The organism is Aliivibrio fischeri ATCC 7744 = JCM 18803 = DSM 507 (assembly GCF_023983475.1).
Lineage (GTDB): Bacteria > Pseudomonadota > Gammaproteobacteria > Enterobacterales > Vibrionaceae > Aliivibrio > Aliivibrio fischeri.
The window spans coordinates 406,725-421,951 of sequence record NZ_CP092712.1; the positions used below are offsets into that span (position 1 = coordinate 406,725).

General features: G+C 38.8%; 13 protein-coding genes. All 13 read left to right on the forward strand.

Annotation, left to right across the window (positions count from 1 at the left end; genetic code table 11):
• Positions 1–39 precede the first annotated feature (39 nt).
• The 13 genes from AVFI_RS01860 to AVFI_RS01920 all read left to right on the forward strand — a co-directional run bounded on the left by AVFI_RS01860 (position 40) and on the right by AVFI_RS01920 (position 15,216).
• Positions 40–603: a prepilin-type N-terminal cleavage/methylation domain-containing protein gene (locus tag AVFI_RS01860; RefSeq protein ID WP_005417465.1), complete on the forward strand. Its 564-nt coding sequence runs from the start codon at positions 40–42 to the stop codon at positions 601–603.
• 164 nt (positions 604–767) lie between these two features.
• On the forward strand, positions 768–1,229 hold the full coding sequence (locus AVFI_RS01865) for a prepilin-type N-terminal cleavage/methylation domain-containing protein (protein WP_054775771.1): 462 nt from the start codon (positions 768–770) through the stop codon (positions 1,227–1,229).
• Between the two features lie 126 nt (positions 1,230–1,355).
• Positions 1,356–1,952 (forward strand): type II secretion system protein, encoded by a 597-nt coding sequence (locus tag AVFI_RS01870; RefSeq protein ID WP_054775772.1) that lies wholly within the window; start codon positions 1,356–1,358, stop codon positions 1,950–1,952.
• 8 nt (positions 1,953–1,960) lie between these two features.
• A complete protein-coding gene (locus AVFI_RS01875; protein ID WP_235630768.1) occupies positions 1,961–2,530 on the forward strand; it encodes a type II secretion system protein in 570 nt (189 codons plus the stop codon).
• A complete protein-coding gene (locus AVFI_RS01880; RefSeq protein WP_012533580.1) occupies positions 2,530–3,255 on the forward strand; it encodes a PulJ/GspJ family protein in 726 nt (241 codons plus the stop codon). Before AVFI_RS01875 ends, AVFI_RS01880 begins: the two co-directional genes overlap by 1 nt.
• Positions 3,245–3,679, forward strand: a complete 435-nt coding sequence (locus tag AVFI_RS01885) for a hypothetical protein (protein ID WP_054775773.1) — start codon at positions 3,245–3,247, stop codon at positions 3,677–3,679. The genes AVFI_RS01880 and AVFI_RS01885 overlap by 11 nt, the downstream gene beginning before the upstream one ends.
• Positions 3,679–6,732, forward strand: coding sequence for a DUF6701 domain-containing protein (locus AVFI_RS01890; protein WP_236782087.1), 3,054 nt, complete (start codon positions 3,679–3,681; stop codon positions 6,730–6,732). Before AVFI_RS01885 ends, AVFI_RS01890 begins: the two co-directional genes overlap by 1 nt.
• Before the next feature lie 122 nt (positions 6,733–6,854).
• Positions 6,855–7,898, forward strand: coding sequence for a rod shape-determining protein (locus tag AVFI_RS01895; protein WP_005417472.1), 1,044 nt, complete (start codon positions 6,855–6,857; stop codon positions 7,896–7,898).
• A 23-nt stretch (positions 7,899–7,921) separates the two neighbouring features.
• Positions 7,922–8,779, forward strand: a complete 858-nt coding sequence (mreC, locus tag AVFI_RS01900) for a rod shape-determining protein MreC (RefSeq protein ID WP_005417473.1) — start codon at positions 7,922–7,924, stop codon at positions 8,777–8,779.
• Positions 8,769–9,260, forward strand: a complete 492-nt coding sequence (gene mreD, locus AVFI_RS01905; protein ID WP_005417474.1) for a rod shape-determining protein MreD — start codon at positions 8,769–8,771, stop codon at positions 9,258–9,260. Before mreC ends, mreD begins: the two co-directional genes overlap by 11 nt.
• Positions 9,261–9,270: 10 nt before the next feature.
• Positions 9,271–9,846: a Maf family protein gene (locus AVFI_RS01910; protein ID WP_012533870.1), complete on the forward strand. Its 576-nt coding sequence runs from the start codon at positions 9,271–9,273 to the stop codon at positions 9,844–9,846.
• A gap of 19 nt (positions 9,847–9,865) precedes the next feature.
• A complete protein-coding gene (gene rng / locus AVFI_RS01915) occupies positions 9,866–11,335 on the forward strand; it encodes a ribonuclease G (RefSeq protein WP_005417478.1) in 1,470 nt (489 codons plus the stop codon).
• Positions 11,336–11,346: 11 nt separating this feature from the next.
• Complete coding sequence (locus AVFI_RS01920; RefSeq protein ID WP_188863670.1) at positions 11,347–15,216, forward strand: YhdP family protein; 3,870 nt, start codon at positions 11,347–11,349, stop codon at positions 15,214–15,216.
• Positions 15,217–15,227: the final 11 nt, after the last annotated feature.

The following is a 15,227-nucleotide window of genomic DNA, read 5'->3' on the forward strand; positions in this document are numbered from 1 at the left end:
ACAATTCATGGAAAAATTAAGATAGAGAGAAGCAGTACAATGAAGACACAAAAAGGTTTCTCACTGGTTGAGCTAGTGATTGTAATTGTTGTAATTGGTCTATTAGCTACAGTGGCATTACCTCGTTTTTTAGATGTCAGTCTTGAAGCGAAAAAAGCGAGTATTGAAGGTGTCGCAGGTGGCTACGCCACGGCTGTTCTTTCTGCAAGAGCGCAGTGGGAAGCGGAAGCTCGACCAAAAACCGATGGTTATAATGCGGTTAGCTATGATGGTACTGAGTTTTGGTTAACGGATCCTTCTCAAGCTAATCAAGCAAACTACCGTCCAGGTTATCCAATTGCACCAAGAGAAGATTTGGATGGTAATGATACGGGAAGTTACCCTGCATCATTAACATCAAAAGAGTGTATTTTGTTGATGGAAATGTTGTTACAGAATGCACCGCATGTGACTGATGATAAAAATGATAATGAAGGTAAATATCTGGCTGAAGTGATCAGTGAGAATAGCCGTAGTCAATGTAAATACACACAACAAGAAAATGAAGGTCACTTTTTTACTTACGAGCCTGAATCAGGTCGTGTTGTCGTGACATTACAATAAGTAATTTAAGCGCTTGTAGATGAGCTAGGATAGCGATATACGGGTGAATAAATCTGTTTTAACCGATGGTGTTTTGACAGTTTGCGTTAATAATTTTTGGGTTTTAACAATAATGATGGCACTGGTTTGGTGCTATCGATTTTATAATAAAAGAGAGAAGTAACATGAAAAGACAAGGTGGTTTCACCCTTATCGAGTTAGTGGTTGTTATCGTGATTTTAGGTATTCTTGCAGTAACTGCTGCACCTAAATTCTTAAACCTGCAATCTGATGCGCGTGCATCATCTCTGCAAGGTCTAAAAGGTGCAATGGCTGGTGCTGCTGGTATCGTTTACGGTAAAGCAGCGATTGATGGTAAAGAAACGGCTACAGTAGAAACTGATGTTGATGGTATTGCTACAAAATACGGTTACCCAATGGCTAAAGATACAGGTATTGGTGAAGCGGTAGTTGGTCTATCAGAAGACTGGAGTAGTGCAGTATCTGGTGCAACTTTAGTTGTTGGTTTTAAAGCTGACTCAGCAACAGCTGCAACAATTACAGCAACTAATTGTTTTGTTACATACGGAGAAGCAACAACGGTATCTTCTGGCGTATCAACAATCGTTACTGATACTGGTTGTTAATCTAATTCAACCTCTTTAGTTAAAAACCAGCGATCTCCGCTGGTTTTTTTGTATCTAAAAATAACAAACCATTCGCTATATCTATAATTTCCGTTATCCTAGTAACAGGAGATTATAAGGTAACGGATGATGACTTTTCCTCTCAAAAAAAATCAAATAAAACAACGGCAAAATAGGAATGGCTTTACTTTGGTTGAGCTCATCGTTGTGATCCTGCTACTTGCGATTATTGCAGTTTACACCGCCAGTAAATACATGGGAGCAAGCCGTTTTTCATCGGCTGCAGCTCAAGAGCAAGTGTTGTCTATTTTGCGTCATGTTCAAATTGCATCAATGCAAACGAATACTTCTCATATCAATAATGCGTGTCGTTCTGTTCACATTGCATCAAATCAATTTGGTGTGGATTCTGCGTGTCAAAGTCAAGGGATGACGAGTGCCGTATTATCCGATTACTCCAAAGAAAATGATCGTGAAAATCTAGATATGATCCGTTTAAGTTATGTTTTTAATACGGCAAGTGGTGCGGTGACTATTTCTGAGCTTTCGTTTGACTTATTAGGACGACCAACAATTCCGGCATCATCAGATTTGACTCTTTGCACTCAAGAAGATTGTCGTATCACGATTACAACCCCATCAACAAATGAAAGCCGTTCTGTTTGTATCAATAACGAAGGCTTTATGTATCGTTCTTTGCAAAGTACGAGTTGTAAAATATGAAAAGGGGCTTGAATGTACAACGAGGGTTAACCTTGATTGAGTCGATCGTAGGCATTGTGATCTTAGGATTTGCATTATCGGTCTTGGTATCTGGTGTGTTTACTTCTTCTTCCATATCTCATAAGGCGACTTATCAAGCACAAGCCGCCACGCTTGGTCATTCTGTAGCAACGGATATTTTAAGCCGTCAGTTTGATGAAAATAGTGATCCTAATGGTGGTCAATATCGATGTGGTGAAAAGGATGGCAGTGGAACACTCATTAGTTGCTCTACGAATTTAGGTAAGGATGGGGCTGAAACCATTGCAGCAACATTTAATGATGTTGATGACTTTATTGGTTGTTGGGGGGAGCTCTCTGTATGTTCTTCAAATAGTTTGCCGCAATATCAATTAGGCGATCTTATTGGTGCTTCTAATGCGGATGAATATAAAAACTTTACGGTTGAAATAACGGTTAACTATAACGATGTTGATAATTCAGGTACGGTAATAACACCGTATAAGCTTATTAGAGTAACCCTCTATGGAAGTAACCATGCCAAGTATTCTTTTAGTGCGTATCGAGGTAATTACTAATGAAACGTGCATTAGGGTTTACGTTAATTGAGCTTATTTTAACCATTGTTGTTGTTGGACTTGTTGCTTTGGCTGCGAGTAATACACTACAACTTGGTTTTCAAAGTTATAATGACAGCATTGATCGTCAAGATAATCAAATGCAGGCTAAATTCTTAATTGAAAAGTTAAGCCGTGAATTGCGTCACGCCGTTCCCAATAGCGTTGAAGTTATTTCAAATAATCAGTGTATTAGTTTTGTTCCCATTGAACGCAGTGCCTTTTATTTGTCTTTTCCTTTGATAAACCAAAAAATAATCGACGTAGTTTTATTGTCAGAAGTTCCTTTGAATACGAATAATCTACGTTTGATAATTAACCCAAGTACCCAAGATGATTTACTTCAAGAAGAAAACCATAGATACGTAACGGTAGATAGCATTGGTGTTTCAGGTGGTGTATCAACGGTTGCCTTCTCAAGTAATAATAATCCAGCCTTCATATCAAATTCAGTTTCTGAAAGAGCATTTTTCTATCACCCGAATCCTATTGAATATTGCATTGTGGGAGATGGTGTTTTTCGTTCAAATACACAACTCATTAATCAGGTTCATAGCGGTCATTTTTCTTTTGAAAATGCATCAATCCAACGTAATAGTATAATGACGTTAGTGCTAGCTTTTAAAAATGATCTTGGTGAAATTACTCAATATCAACATGATGTGCAGGTGATAAATGTTCCCTAATAAAAGAAAGCAAAAGGGTAATTTGTTGGTTATGTCCATTGTTGTCATGGTGGTGGTGGGCTTTTTATCTCTTAATTTATTAAAAGTGGAAAGCAGCAATCATGACACGCTTTCTAAAGAAGTATTGGGTACTCAAGCATGGTTTTTAGCGCATTCGGGGGCTGAATGGGGATTAACTCAACTTTTTCCTCTTGGGGCTTCAGGTGCTGATACAAGTATCTGTAATAGCGTGGTTCGTCGCCCTAACATGAGAGCAGATGAGAGCGGCTGTAAACAAGAACCAGAAGTGGTATGCGTGAGAAATACGGTGAATTATCACGGTGAAGAGATTCAATATTTTAAAATTACAAGTTCAGCAACTTGTGGTTCTGGTATTGATCAAGTTACACGAGTTCAAGAAGTATGGGCAAAGGAGATTAATTGATGAATAGAATTTGTATTTACTTTATTAGTTGTATTTTCTTATTTTGCTTTTCTATGAATTCTAATGCAGAAGTAAAGAAAGAATTAAATACGATTGATGATATGTGTCAGTATTTTCCATCTACTGCTCAAACTTGGTTTGATGGTGGTGGCTCAAAACAATTAATCGTTGATGGTGAAAAGGGACGTAATCGTTCTTATATTGAGACACCTAATCGCAAGGTTGGATTTCCTCTTGGGTCTATGAATTTAAGATCAGGAAATACCTGTGAAGACGGTAACGGAGAAGGTGGAGATTGTATTGCGGACCCTTCTTTAATGGTACCCCAATTATCAATACCACTTGAATTTACTGGAGTAGATGGTTCTATTACGGGATTAAGTGATATTACAATTAATCCTGGTCATTACACTGCAATAAATTTAATGGGAGGGAATGCTGTTGATTATATTCAAGTTAATATTGAGCCTGGGGTTTATTGGGTTGAGCAGTTTAATGCAACTGGCTTTGCTGAAATACATTTTTCTAACGAAAAAAAGACAATCATTCATGTTCAAAGTTGGAATGATCCCGGAAATGTTATTTATAATCATGAAGCTGAACCTGATAATTTATTAATTGCTGCTCACGGAGTAAGTTCAAATATATTGATGGCTGGTTCTAATTTATTAAAAGCGCATCTGTACAGCGAAAATAATATTGCATTGAATGGTAGCGTTTCTATTTATGGGGCCGTTACTGCAAAAACACTTAAATTATTCTCTGATTCACGCATCATTGGACAAAGTGAGTGTATCAACCCTAGTAATGATATTCAGTTAGTCATCTCTCCAACTTCGGGTAAAGGCCTTGCTTGTGACGGTATAGAAATTGATTTTTCTCTTGTTGATACCAATGGTGATGTGGTTGAAGGTAAAGGACAAGAATTACAAGTAACCAGTGCTCCGGTTGCTACTGGAGATAGCAACTCAGCATGTTGGAGTGACGATGGATACATTACAACTCCCGAGTGTAACCATGCTGATGACAGTCGTTTTGAAACGGTGTTTCCATCAAGCGGTCCTGCTGTGGTTACTCGATATATTCATAGTAAATTCTTAAATTCTTATAACGTTTCAGCCAGTGTTAGTAGTGAAAATCTAACTACGACAGAAGGACCGTATGAGTTTATCGCTAAAGCAATCAGCATTGTTCCATCTGAAGGTGTTGATGGTTCTGATAGCAATCAAGTAGCAGGGCGTCCTTATCCTTTTAGACTGAAGATTCGTGGTAAAGAAAACGGAAATGGCAACATGTTAAATTGTCATATTATTAAAGAAACGACGGACATAGATGTTACTTTTTCGAATTCAGTCTTACCAGCGACGAGTAATGAGAGCATTGAAATCAAGAAAGAAGGCAGCAGTTGGGCTGAAGCAAACAAAAGTTTATCGATTTTATTTGTGAATGGTGTTGCCGGTGGAGATGAAAATCAAGCTGATGGTTCTCTTCAAGCTCGATTGAATGATGCTGGAAAGGCAAAATTAACAGCCAGTGCAAATATTCAAGGTGATACGTTTACGACCTCAGAGCAATTTTATTTCCGTCCTTTTACCGCAGCATTGTGTGATCAATCATCTACATTACCGTCTTATACTGATGAGCTTAATGGCGCTTACTTGACTTCTGGAACTGATTTTAATGCTTACTTAAAAGCGGTGAATTGGATTAAAGAATTAGATTCTGGAACTTATGGAAATGGAATTCCAGATCATGATCACCCATCTTTAGTTTGCAGTCAGACTGTGACGCCAAGCTATATTACTCATAGTGAAGGGAGCGCTAAGTTAAGTCTATCTTCTCAATTAGATTACCCACAATCAGGTGCTATCGGCGTTGTTACTGTTGATGGACAACCTATTGCTGATTTTAATAAAGAAGTGACAAGTGAGAACCAAAATTCATCAACTAAGATAAATTGGAATGAAGTAGGTACATTAAGTTTTGATGTTTTCCAGAATGATTACTTTAACCGTTCAGGGTTTAATATTCCGTCAACGACTTCTAAGGTAGGACGCTTTTATCCTGCGTATTTTTCTATCACAAATACCGAATGGGATTATCCTCAAAACCAAGGCACATCTGAGGGTAGTTTTGTATATATGGACCAATTCTTTGAAAATGTGGATTTTCAAGTTACTGCGTATAGTGCTTTAGATTCAGAGGTCACCAACTATGCTCAGTTTAACAATGAGCTAAAATCTAGGTTCTCATTGGTTGGGGAATACGCTTCTCGCTTAAATATTAGTGATGTGGATTTAGATGAAACGCTTTGGAATGATAAGGCGGTGTGGCAAGTTACGAATTTAGATCATGCTGTGATGTGGTCAAAAAAAGAGGGTGTGCCTTCATTTGGGAATCGCACTACGGTGGTCGATGGTCCATTTAATACGTCGGAGCACTCAAGTTCAGAAATCACAAGTTTAAGCTTAAAAGTTAGTGGTGCAGATCCTGTTACCTTCATTAAAGATCAACAATCAGCAGAGGCAGAACTTTTATCTCAACCTGATGTTCGTTATGGGCGAATGGTATTAGATAATGTAGGTGTTGCTTCAGGGCAATCTGTATCAGTGCCTCTTCGAGTTGAATATTGGGATGGTCAGCGTTTTATTTTAAGTAAAGATGATGACGCCGCGATGTTTAATGGTTCATATCATTATAAGCAAACAATTTGGCCTGAATCAGATAAAGAAAGTACGGCTAAATTAATGGGAACTGGTGGCACTAAATCTGGTCTTAACTCGATAGATCTAATAGCTGAACCCGATAACCATCAATTAAGAGAGCAGATCCGCTTCTGGTTGTGCTTATCTGAAGTTTCGCCACAATTAAGTGAAAAGCATACATATTGTGAATCAAAACCATCGGGTTTATACCTACAACCTTGGTTACAATTCAATTGGCGAGGTAAAGGAGATGAAGATCCTTCGACGCTTGTCACTTTTGGGGTGTATCGAGGTAATGATCGTGTTATTTTTCGTGGTGAAAGTAACATTATTGGTACTTCTAACTAAAAAATGAATAAAAATCCTGATTTGCTTCAGGATTCTGTAGCAATACCTTGCTGATTCGGCTAGGCATTGGTACATTTAATAAAATTTATCTTATTCTCACGTTTTCAGGAAATACGAAGATTATGTTCAAGAAACTTCGTGGCATGTTTTCAAACGATCTATCGATTGATCTAGGTACTGCCAACACACTTATCTATGTAAAAGGTCAAGGCATTGTTCTTGATGAGCCTTCAGTGGTTGCTATTCGTCAAGATCGTTCAGGTTCAGCTAAAAGTGTAGCTGCCGTTGGTCATGATGCAAAACAGATGCTAGGCCGTACTCCTGGTAACATTTCTGCAATTCGCCCAATGAAAGATGGCGTTATTGCTGACTTCTATGTAACTGAAAAAATGCTTCAGCACTTCATTAAGCAAGTGCATGACAACAGCGTGTTACGTCCAAGTCCTCGCGTATTAGTTTGTGTTCCTTGTGGTTCTACACAAGTTGAGCGTCGTGCAATCCGCGAATCTGCACAAGGTGCGGGCGCGCGTGAAGTGTTCCTTATTGATGAGCCAATGGCTGCTGCTATCGGTGCAGGTCTTCCTGTATCTGAAGCAACAGGTTCAATGGTTGTTGATATCGGTGGTGGTACAACAGAAGTTGCAGTTATCTCTCTAAACGGTGTGGTTTATTCATCGTCTGTACGTATCGGTGGTGACCGTTTTGACGAAGCAATCATTAACTACGTTCGTCGTAACTACGGCAGCTTGATTGGTGAAGCAACGGCTGAACGTATTAAACATGAAATCGGTTCAGCTTACCCTGGTGATGACGTATGTGAAATTGAAGTACGTGGTCGTAACCTTGCAGAAGGTGTACCTCGTAGCTTTACACTGAACTCGAACGAAATCCTTGAAGCACTTCAAGAGCCTCTATCTGGTATCGTATCTGCAGTAATGGTTGCACTAGAACAGTGTCCACCTGAATTGGCTTCTGATATTTCAGAACATGGTATGGTATTAACAGGTGGTGGTGCACTACTTCGTGATTTAGACCGTCTTCTAACAGAAGAAACGGGTATTCCAGTAGTGGTTGCTGAAGAGCCTCTAACATGTGTAGCTCGTGGCGGCGGTAAAGCATTAGAAATGATCGATATGCACGGTGGCGATCTATTTAGTGAAGAGTAATAACAACTAACGGGTGAGTGGATATGACTCCAATCTTTGGTAGAGGTCCTTCTCTACAATTTCGCCTGTTTATTGCAGTAATGGTATCGGCTAGCCTAATGTTAGCCGATAGTCGTTTAAATGCCTTTTCCGACATACGTTACCTATTAAATAGCTTTGTTTCCCCAATTCATTATGCGGCAAACCTTCCTCGTACAATGTTTAATGGCATGTATGAACGGTTTAATAGCCGTAATACCCTCATGCTTGAAAATCAGCGTCTTAAGCAAGAAATGTTTGTTCAAAACAGCAATTTATTGCTAATGGAACAGTTGAAACAAGAAAATAGCCGTTTACGTAATCTACTTGGTTCACCATTTATTCGTGATGAAAAAAAGATGGTCACGGAAGTAATGGCGGTGGATTCCGCGCCTTATACACATCAAGTGATGATCGATAAAGGATCTGTTGATGGCGTATATGAAGGTCAGCCAGTTATCAGTGATAAAGGTATTGTTGGACAAATTAACTATGTTGGAGCACATAACAGCCGAGTGTTGTTATTAACGGATGCAAATAATGCAATTCCAGTGCAGGCAGTTAGAAATGATATTCGTGTTATTGCATCGGGCAAAGGTCACTTAGATATGATGCAACTTGAGCACATACCAACAAATACTGACTTAAAAGTTGGGGATTTATTGGTAACTTCTGGTTTAGGTCAACGTTACCCTGAAGGGTATCCGGTTGGGTATATCTCTAAAATAGATAATGATAATAAACGCCCATTTGCTTCTATTGATATAGAAACTACGGTTGAATTTGATAAATTGCGTTATTTATTGCTTGTATGGCCAACAGGAAATGAACTAGCACCAAAGGAGATGTCTGATGGCGAGTAGTCATTTAATGCGTGGAAGGGTCATTATTTGGCTCTCTTTTTTAATCGCATTAACTTTACAAGCAGCTCCTTGGCCTGGTGCTTTAGAAGTTCTAAGACCGTCGTGGATCATTTTAGTGACCTTTTATTGGGTGCTAGCTCTACCACATCGAGTGAATGTGGGAACGGCAATGGTGCTTGGTATTTTATGGGACCTATTATTAGGAACCACCCTTGGTATTCGGGGGATGACCATGGCCATATTGGTTTATTTGGTTGCTGCTAACTTTAAGGTCTTGAGAAACTTAGCCTTATGGCAACAAGCAGCAATATTCTCTGGTTTGACCCTATTAGGGAAAATATTAGAGTTTATGGGGGAGTTTTTAGTTCATGATGTGTCTTTTAACGCACATTTTTTATGGGCAGGCGTGTTAAACTTCCTACTATGGCCTTGGTTGTTTTTATTAATGCGAAGAGTTCGCCGTCATTGGTCAATTCGATAGGAAAGCAAGAATGGAAGCGCAAGTTTTCTTAGCGTCAGGTTCTCCGAGAAGAAAAGAGTTGTTAACGCAATTAGGTTATCAATTTGATGTGTTATCGGTGAATGTTGAAGAGATACATCAAGAACATGAAACGGCATTGATGTATGTTGAGCGTTTATCTAAAGATAAGGCTCAAGCTGGCGTTAAAGCGATAGAAAAAACAAAGAGTAAATATACCCCTGTATTGGGCTCTGACACCATCGTTGTTATCGATGGTGTTATTTTAGAAAAACCAAAAGATTTTGAAGATGCTAAGAGAATGCTCTTGGCACTGTCTGGTCGTCAACATCAAGTAATGACTGCTGTAACGATTGCCACACCTGAAAAAATAAGAACCAAAACAGTAATTACTCAGGTATGGTTTAAAACACTTTCTGAACAAGAAATAGAACAATATTGGGAAAGTGGTGAACCTTGTGATAAAGCAGGGTCATACGGTATTCAAGGTAGTGGTGGGCGATTTGTCTCGCGTATTGATGGCAGCTATCACGCTGTCATGGGACTGCCTTTGATGGAAACAGATCAGCTCTTACACCAATTTTTGTAAAATTAGTGAGGTGCTCCAAATGAGTACAGAGTTGTTAATAAATGTAACTCCGAGCGAAACTCGAGTTGCGATGATTGAAGCCGGTGTGCTTCAAGAAGTTCATGTAGAAAGAGAAGCAAGGCGCGGTATTGTTGGTAATATTTATAAAGGCCGTGTAAGCCGAGTATTACCGGGGATGCAAGCTGCGTTTATTGATATCGGTTTGGATAAAGCCGCATTTCTTCACGCCTCAGATATTGTCCCTCATACAGAATGTGTTTCTGAAAATGAAAAACGTCAATTCCAAGTAAGGGATATTTCACAGCTTGTCCACCAAGGACAAGATCTCGTTGTACAAGTAGTAAAAGATCCGCTTGGTACAAAAGGTGCTCGTCTGACAACAGATATTACTCTGCCTTCTCGTTACTTGGTGTTTATGCCAGGGGCAAGTCACGTTGGTGTATCTCAACGTATTGAAAGCGAGAAAGAACGTAATCGTTTAAAAGACACTGTCTCTGATTATTGTGATGAATTTGGTGGTTTTATTATTCGAACCGCAGCTGAAGGAGCGAGTGAAGCTGAGATCTCACAAGATGCTGCTTTCTTAAAACGTTTATGGCATAAAGTAATTGAACGTCGTAAAAAGAATAAAACAAAATCAATGCTTTATGGCGAGTTAGGTTTAGACCAACGCATTTTACGTGATTTTGTGGGCACAGAGCTTGATCTTATTCGTGTGGATTCAAAGCTAGCATTTGAGAAGCTAAAAGAATTTACAACAGAATTCGTACCTGAATTAACAAAAAAATTGGAATATTACTCAGGTGATAAACCTATTTTTGACATGTATGAAACTGAGAATGAAATTCAACGAGCACTTGATCGTAAAGTAGAATTAAAATCTGGCGGCTATCTAATTATCGATCAAACCGAAGCCATGACCACCGTGGACATAAATACTGGTGCTTTTGTTGGTCGACGCAATTTAGAAGAAACCATTTTTAATACCAATATTGAAGCGACACAAGCGATAGCTCGTCAACTTCGCTTACGGAATTTAGGTGGGATCATCATTATTGATTTCATTGATATGCTAAGTGAAGAGCATCGCCGCCGAGTTCTCCAGTCTTTAGGTTCTGCTTTAGAAAAAGATCGTGTAAAAACCAATATTAATGGTTTTACACAGCTTGGTTTAGTTGAGATGACGCGTAAACGAACTCGAGAAAGTATTGAGCATATCTTATGTGGTCAATGTCCTACTTGTGAAGGTCGTGGAGCAGTGAAAACCGTGGAAAGCGTATGTTATGAAATTTTACGTGAAATCACGCGTGTAAACCGAGCGTATGACTCTGATAAGTTTGTTGTTTATGCATCTGTAGCTGTTGCTGATGCTCTAGAAGGGGAAGAGTCTCATGCGTTAGCTGAACTCGAACTTTTTATTGGTAAACAAGTTAAAATTCAAGCTGAACCTCTTTATATCCAAGAGCAGTTTGACGTCGTTATGATGTAAGAGAAAAATAAGTGACCACTAAGTTAATTCGTTTTGAACGTTGCTTGATGGGATTATTGCTGCTGGTATTTTTACTAGCAGCATTAGTCATTACCAGCCTGCGCCTTTTTCTACCTACTCTCAACCAATATCAGCCCGAAATTGAAACCTTTCTTTCAGAAACTACAGGTTTTTCTATCTCAATTGGTGAAGTTAAAGGACGTTGGAGAAATACCAATCCGTCATTAAATCTTAGAAAATTGACTGCAGTTGATCCAAGTACTGGCAATGAAATAATTTCAGTGGGAGCGGTTGAGATTCAACTTAATATTTTATCTTCATTATGGGCACAACAGCCTCAATTTGCTGATTTAAGAATTGATAAGTTAACGGCAGATCTTACTTCGTTAGGCCCTTCAAGTTTAGGGAAAAATGAGGAAGATATAGAAGCAGAAAAAGAGAGTGATGAGTCTTTAGCTAAGCGTTTAGAAGACTTATTTCTCGTGCGTTTAAATCACTTCTCCATAAAAAGTTCTCAAGTTGCTTTCATGGCACTTGATGGTAACGAAAAAACCATTCAGATTGACTCCCTCCAATGGCGTAATGAACGCCGAAAACACTTAGCAGAAGGCATAGTCAGCGTTATTGGTAGTGAAATCAATCAGCTTAAAGTCATTGCTAATTTCAAAGAAAAAGGATCATTTAAAAGTTTAGATGGTCACTTTTATGTTGAAGCTAAAAATATTCAAGTGACCCCTTGGATCACTGATTCTATCCAAAAAGAATACGGAATAACTCAAGGTGAAGTATCAGTAAATGCTTGGTTTTCTTTTAAAAATGGCCAACCAATTGATGCATTAGTCGAAGCGTCTCCTTCGTATTTAAACTGGGTTGAAGATAAAAGTATTCATCAGGTTAGTGTAGAAGGCGGCGTATTTGAACTTCAACCTGATAATGAAGGGTGGAATGTTTTTGCAACCGATGTACAGGTTAAGCATCAAGGAAATAAGTGGCCGGAAATTACAGGTAGTTTTTCTTGGCAACCTGAAAAATGGGTTTTGAATTTAGCTCATATTGATTTGCAAAGTGCATTAGGGCTGAAAACATTATTGCCACCTTCTCAAGATAATGTGACTGATCTACTGACAACGTTAAATCCAAAAGGCAGCGTGAATGATATCCGCGTGGAATTGGATAAAACAACGGGATTGAATTATTCAGTATCGATTTTATCAGCCGGAATGAACCAGTGGGAGCTTCTTCCAGGGTTTCATAAATTGGATGTATTAATTTCTGGCAACGAAGAGAAAGGCAAAGCAAAACTGTCTTTGGTTGATGATACTCTTCCTTATGGAGATGTTTTCCAAGCGCCATTAAATATTAAAGACGGTGATGTTACGGCTTATTGGGAAGTGAATAATGACGGTTGGCGTTTATGGTCTGATTACATTTATGTTTCTACACCTGATTTACAAGCAAGAGGGGAGTTCCGTTTAGATTTCCCAACAGATAAACCATCAGTACTCTCTTTTTATGCAGAAGCCGATGCATTTAATGCAGATCAGACGTGGCGCTATTTGCCAACATTAGCATTAGGTCAAGATCTTACTGATTATTTGTCTGCGGCTGTGCAAGGTGGTAATGCTAAAACCGTTCAACTGCTTTGGTATGGTGAGTTGGATGATTTTCCTTATACGAAATATGACGGTATTTTTCAGGTTAAAGTTGGCTTAAAAGATGCGCAGTTTGCTTTTGATACGGCTTGGCCTCCATTAACTAATCTTCAGTTAGATTTAATGTTCCAAAATGCATCAATGTTTTTAAGCTCGCATTCAGCGGATCTTATGGATGTTCACGCCACTCGAGTGACAGGGCGTATTGCTAATTTATCGGAAGATGGGAAGTTAACGATTCGAGCAACAGCAAACGGCTCAGGCAAAGCGGTTCGTGAATACATGACAGCGACGCCATTGGTTGATTCTGTGGGCGCGGCATTAAATAGCATACAAGTTGATAATCGTGTTGATGCATTGTTGCGTTTAGATATTCCATTCTCCGGTGAGGATGTTCGAGCGTGGGGCTATGCTGATTTAGCGAATAACCATATTGAATTGCAGTCGCCTAATATCGTATTGACTAATGCTAAAGGGCGCATCGAATTTGATAATGATGTTGTAAAAGCAAGTGGCATTAAAGCTTCGTTGCTTGGTCAGCCTGTTTCGTTATCTTTTCATGGCGAAGACCAATCTGATTACTATGGTGTGAAAATAGAAACCAAAGGCAATTGGAAAATTGCACCACTTAAAAACTATATTGATTCACCTATGATGGATAAGGTGAGTGGTACGTCTTCGTGGAACTCAAATATTAACCTTCAAGTAGCAGATGTTGGGTTTACTTATCAGATAGGCGTTTATGCGCAATTAGATAATATGACTTCAATTCTTCCTTATCCTTTAGCATCAGAAAAAGGAACAACTGAAAAAGCATCGCTACAAGTTTCTGGAAATTCTGAAAAGCTATCAGGACGATTAACTTTACCTGATACAAAATACCAAGCTGAAATAGATATTACGGGTAAAATTCCAGAGATTACAGCTAGCCATGTAGTTGTTGGTAAAGGGAATTATAAGGTTAGTCCTATTGTTGGTAATTCGGCATCAATCAATACTAAGTATTTAGATGCTGACGCATGGATTGCAGAGCCTATTTTAAGTAAAGGGGCTAAGAAAAAATCCAAAAGTGTAGCTATGTCTCACTTCCCTGTTATTCCTGTACCTACTCGAATTGATTCAAACATTAAATCTCTTCATTTAGCATCGCTAGATTGGAATGATGTGAATGCTGATATTCGTAAAAAATCTCAAGGTTGGTATGCACAGATCCAAAGTCAAGAGGTTGATGGTAAGGCAAGCTGGAAAGATAATGATGAACTGCTAGTACAATTGGATAATCTGCATATATTTATTCCAAGTCTTGATAAGCCTGAAAATCAAAGAGGGTTAAATCGAGCAAAAGAGAATGAGCCGCTAATATCTTCTTTTGATCGTGAGTTTTTCCGCTTAATGCCAAACTTAGAATTAACGATTAAAGATGCGTGGATTCAAGGTTACAAACTAGGGAAAGTTGACACAAAACTGCATAAGAAAGGTGATACTTTCTATTTAGATAAATTGAAAATTACCAGTGGTGAAAATAAATTAGCCATGTCAGGTAATTGGTTGTTAGATAAAGAAAAGAGCCATTCAACCTTTAAAGTGAAAGCGTCTGGTGAAAATAACTCAGAGTTGTTAGCTCGATTTGGTATCAGTTCAGGCATTCAAAAAGCAAGCTATAGTATGGATGGTGATTTAAATTGGGATGGTGCTCCATGGAGTATTCGAACAAATACATTATCTGGTGAGTTAGCATCGACTTTAGGTGAGGGTGTGATTACCGATGTAAAAGGCGCTGCTCGTTTCTTAGGTTTATTTAGTATCGACTCTATTATCCGAAAAATGCAATTGGACTTTAGAGACGTATTTGATGATGGTATGGCCTTTAATTCAATTACAGGTAGCGGCAAGATGCGAAATGGTATCTTTGTTAGTAATAATCTAACGATGGATGCGGTCGCTGGTGAGATGAATATAAAAGGTAAGGCGGATCTAAATACTCGTTTAGTTGATGCAGAGGTTAGCTTTACGCCAGATTTAACATCGGGAATACCAATTATTACCGCATTTGCGGTAGCACCACAAACCGCAATTATTGTTTTGGCTGTAGCGACGGCTATTGCTCCTGTTATTGACGTTATTACGCAAGTTAATTATAAGGTTGAAGGACCGTTAGATTCACCTACAGTAAAAGAGCTATCTCGTAGCCAAGGTGAATATCAATTACCTGAGAAAACGGAAAAATAAGAAAAGGACGT

What these genes read in the sequence shown, in the direction of transcription:
- AVFI_RS01860 (WP_005417465.1), top strand. Translation starts at nt 40, where the DNA reads ATGAAGACACAAAAAGGTTTCTCACTGGTTGAGCTAGTGATTGTAATT.
- AVFI_RS01865 (WP_054775771.1), top strand. Translation starts at nt 768, where the DNA reads ATGAAAAGACAAGGTGGTTTCACCCTTATCGAGTTAGTGGTTGTTATC.
- AVFI_RS01870 (WP_054775772.1), top strand. Translation starts at nt 1,356, where the DNA reads ATGATGACTTTTCCTCTCAAAAAAAATCAAATAAAACAACGGCAAAAT.
- AVFI_RS01880 (WP_012533580.1), top strand. Translation starts at nt 2,530, where the DNA reads ATGAAACGTGCATTAGGGTTTACGTTAATTGAGCTTATTTTAACCATT.
- AVFI_RS01885 (WP_054775773.1), top strand. Translation starts at nt 3,245, where the DNA reads ATGTTCCCTAATAAAAGAAAGCAAAAGGGTAATTTGTTGGTTATGTCC.
- AVFI_RS01890 (WP_236782087.1), top strand. Translation starts at nt 3,679, where the DNA reads ATGAATAGAATTTGTATTTACTTTATTAGTTGTATTTTCTTATTTTGC.
- AVFI_RS01895 (WP_005417472.1), top strand. Translation starts at nt 6,855, where the DNA reads ATGTTCAAGAAACTTCGTGGCATGTTTTCAAACGATCTATCGATTGAT.
- mreC (WP_005417473.1), top strand. Translation starts at nt 7,922, where the DNA reads ATGACTCCAATCTTTGGTAGAGGTCCTTCTCTACAATTTCGCCTGTTT.
- mreD (WP_005417474.1), top strand. Translation starts at nt 8,769, where the DNA reads ATGGCGAGTAGTCATTTAATGCGTGGAAGGGTCATTATTTGGCTCTCT.
- AVFI_RS01910 (WP_012533870.1), top strand. Translation starts at nt 9,271, where the DNA reads ATGGAAGCGCAAGTTTTCTTAGCGTCAGGTTCTCCGAGAAGAAAAGAG.
- rng (WP_005417478.1), top strand. Translation starts at nt 9,866, where the DNA reads ATGAGTACAGAGTTGTTAATAAATGTAACTCCGAGCGAAACTCGAGTT.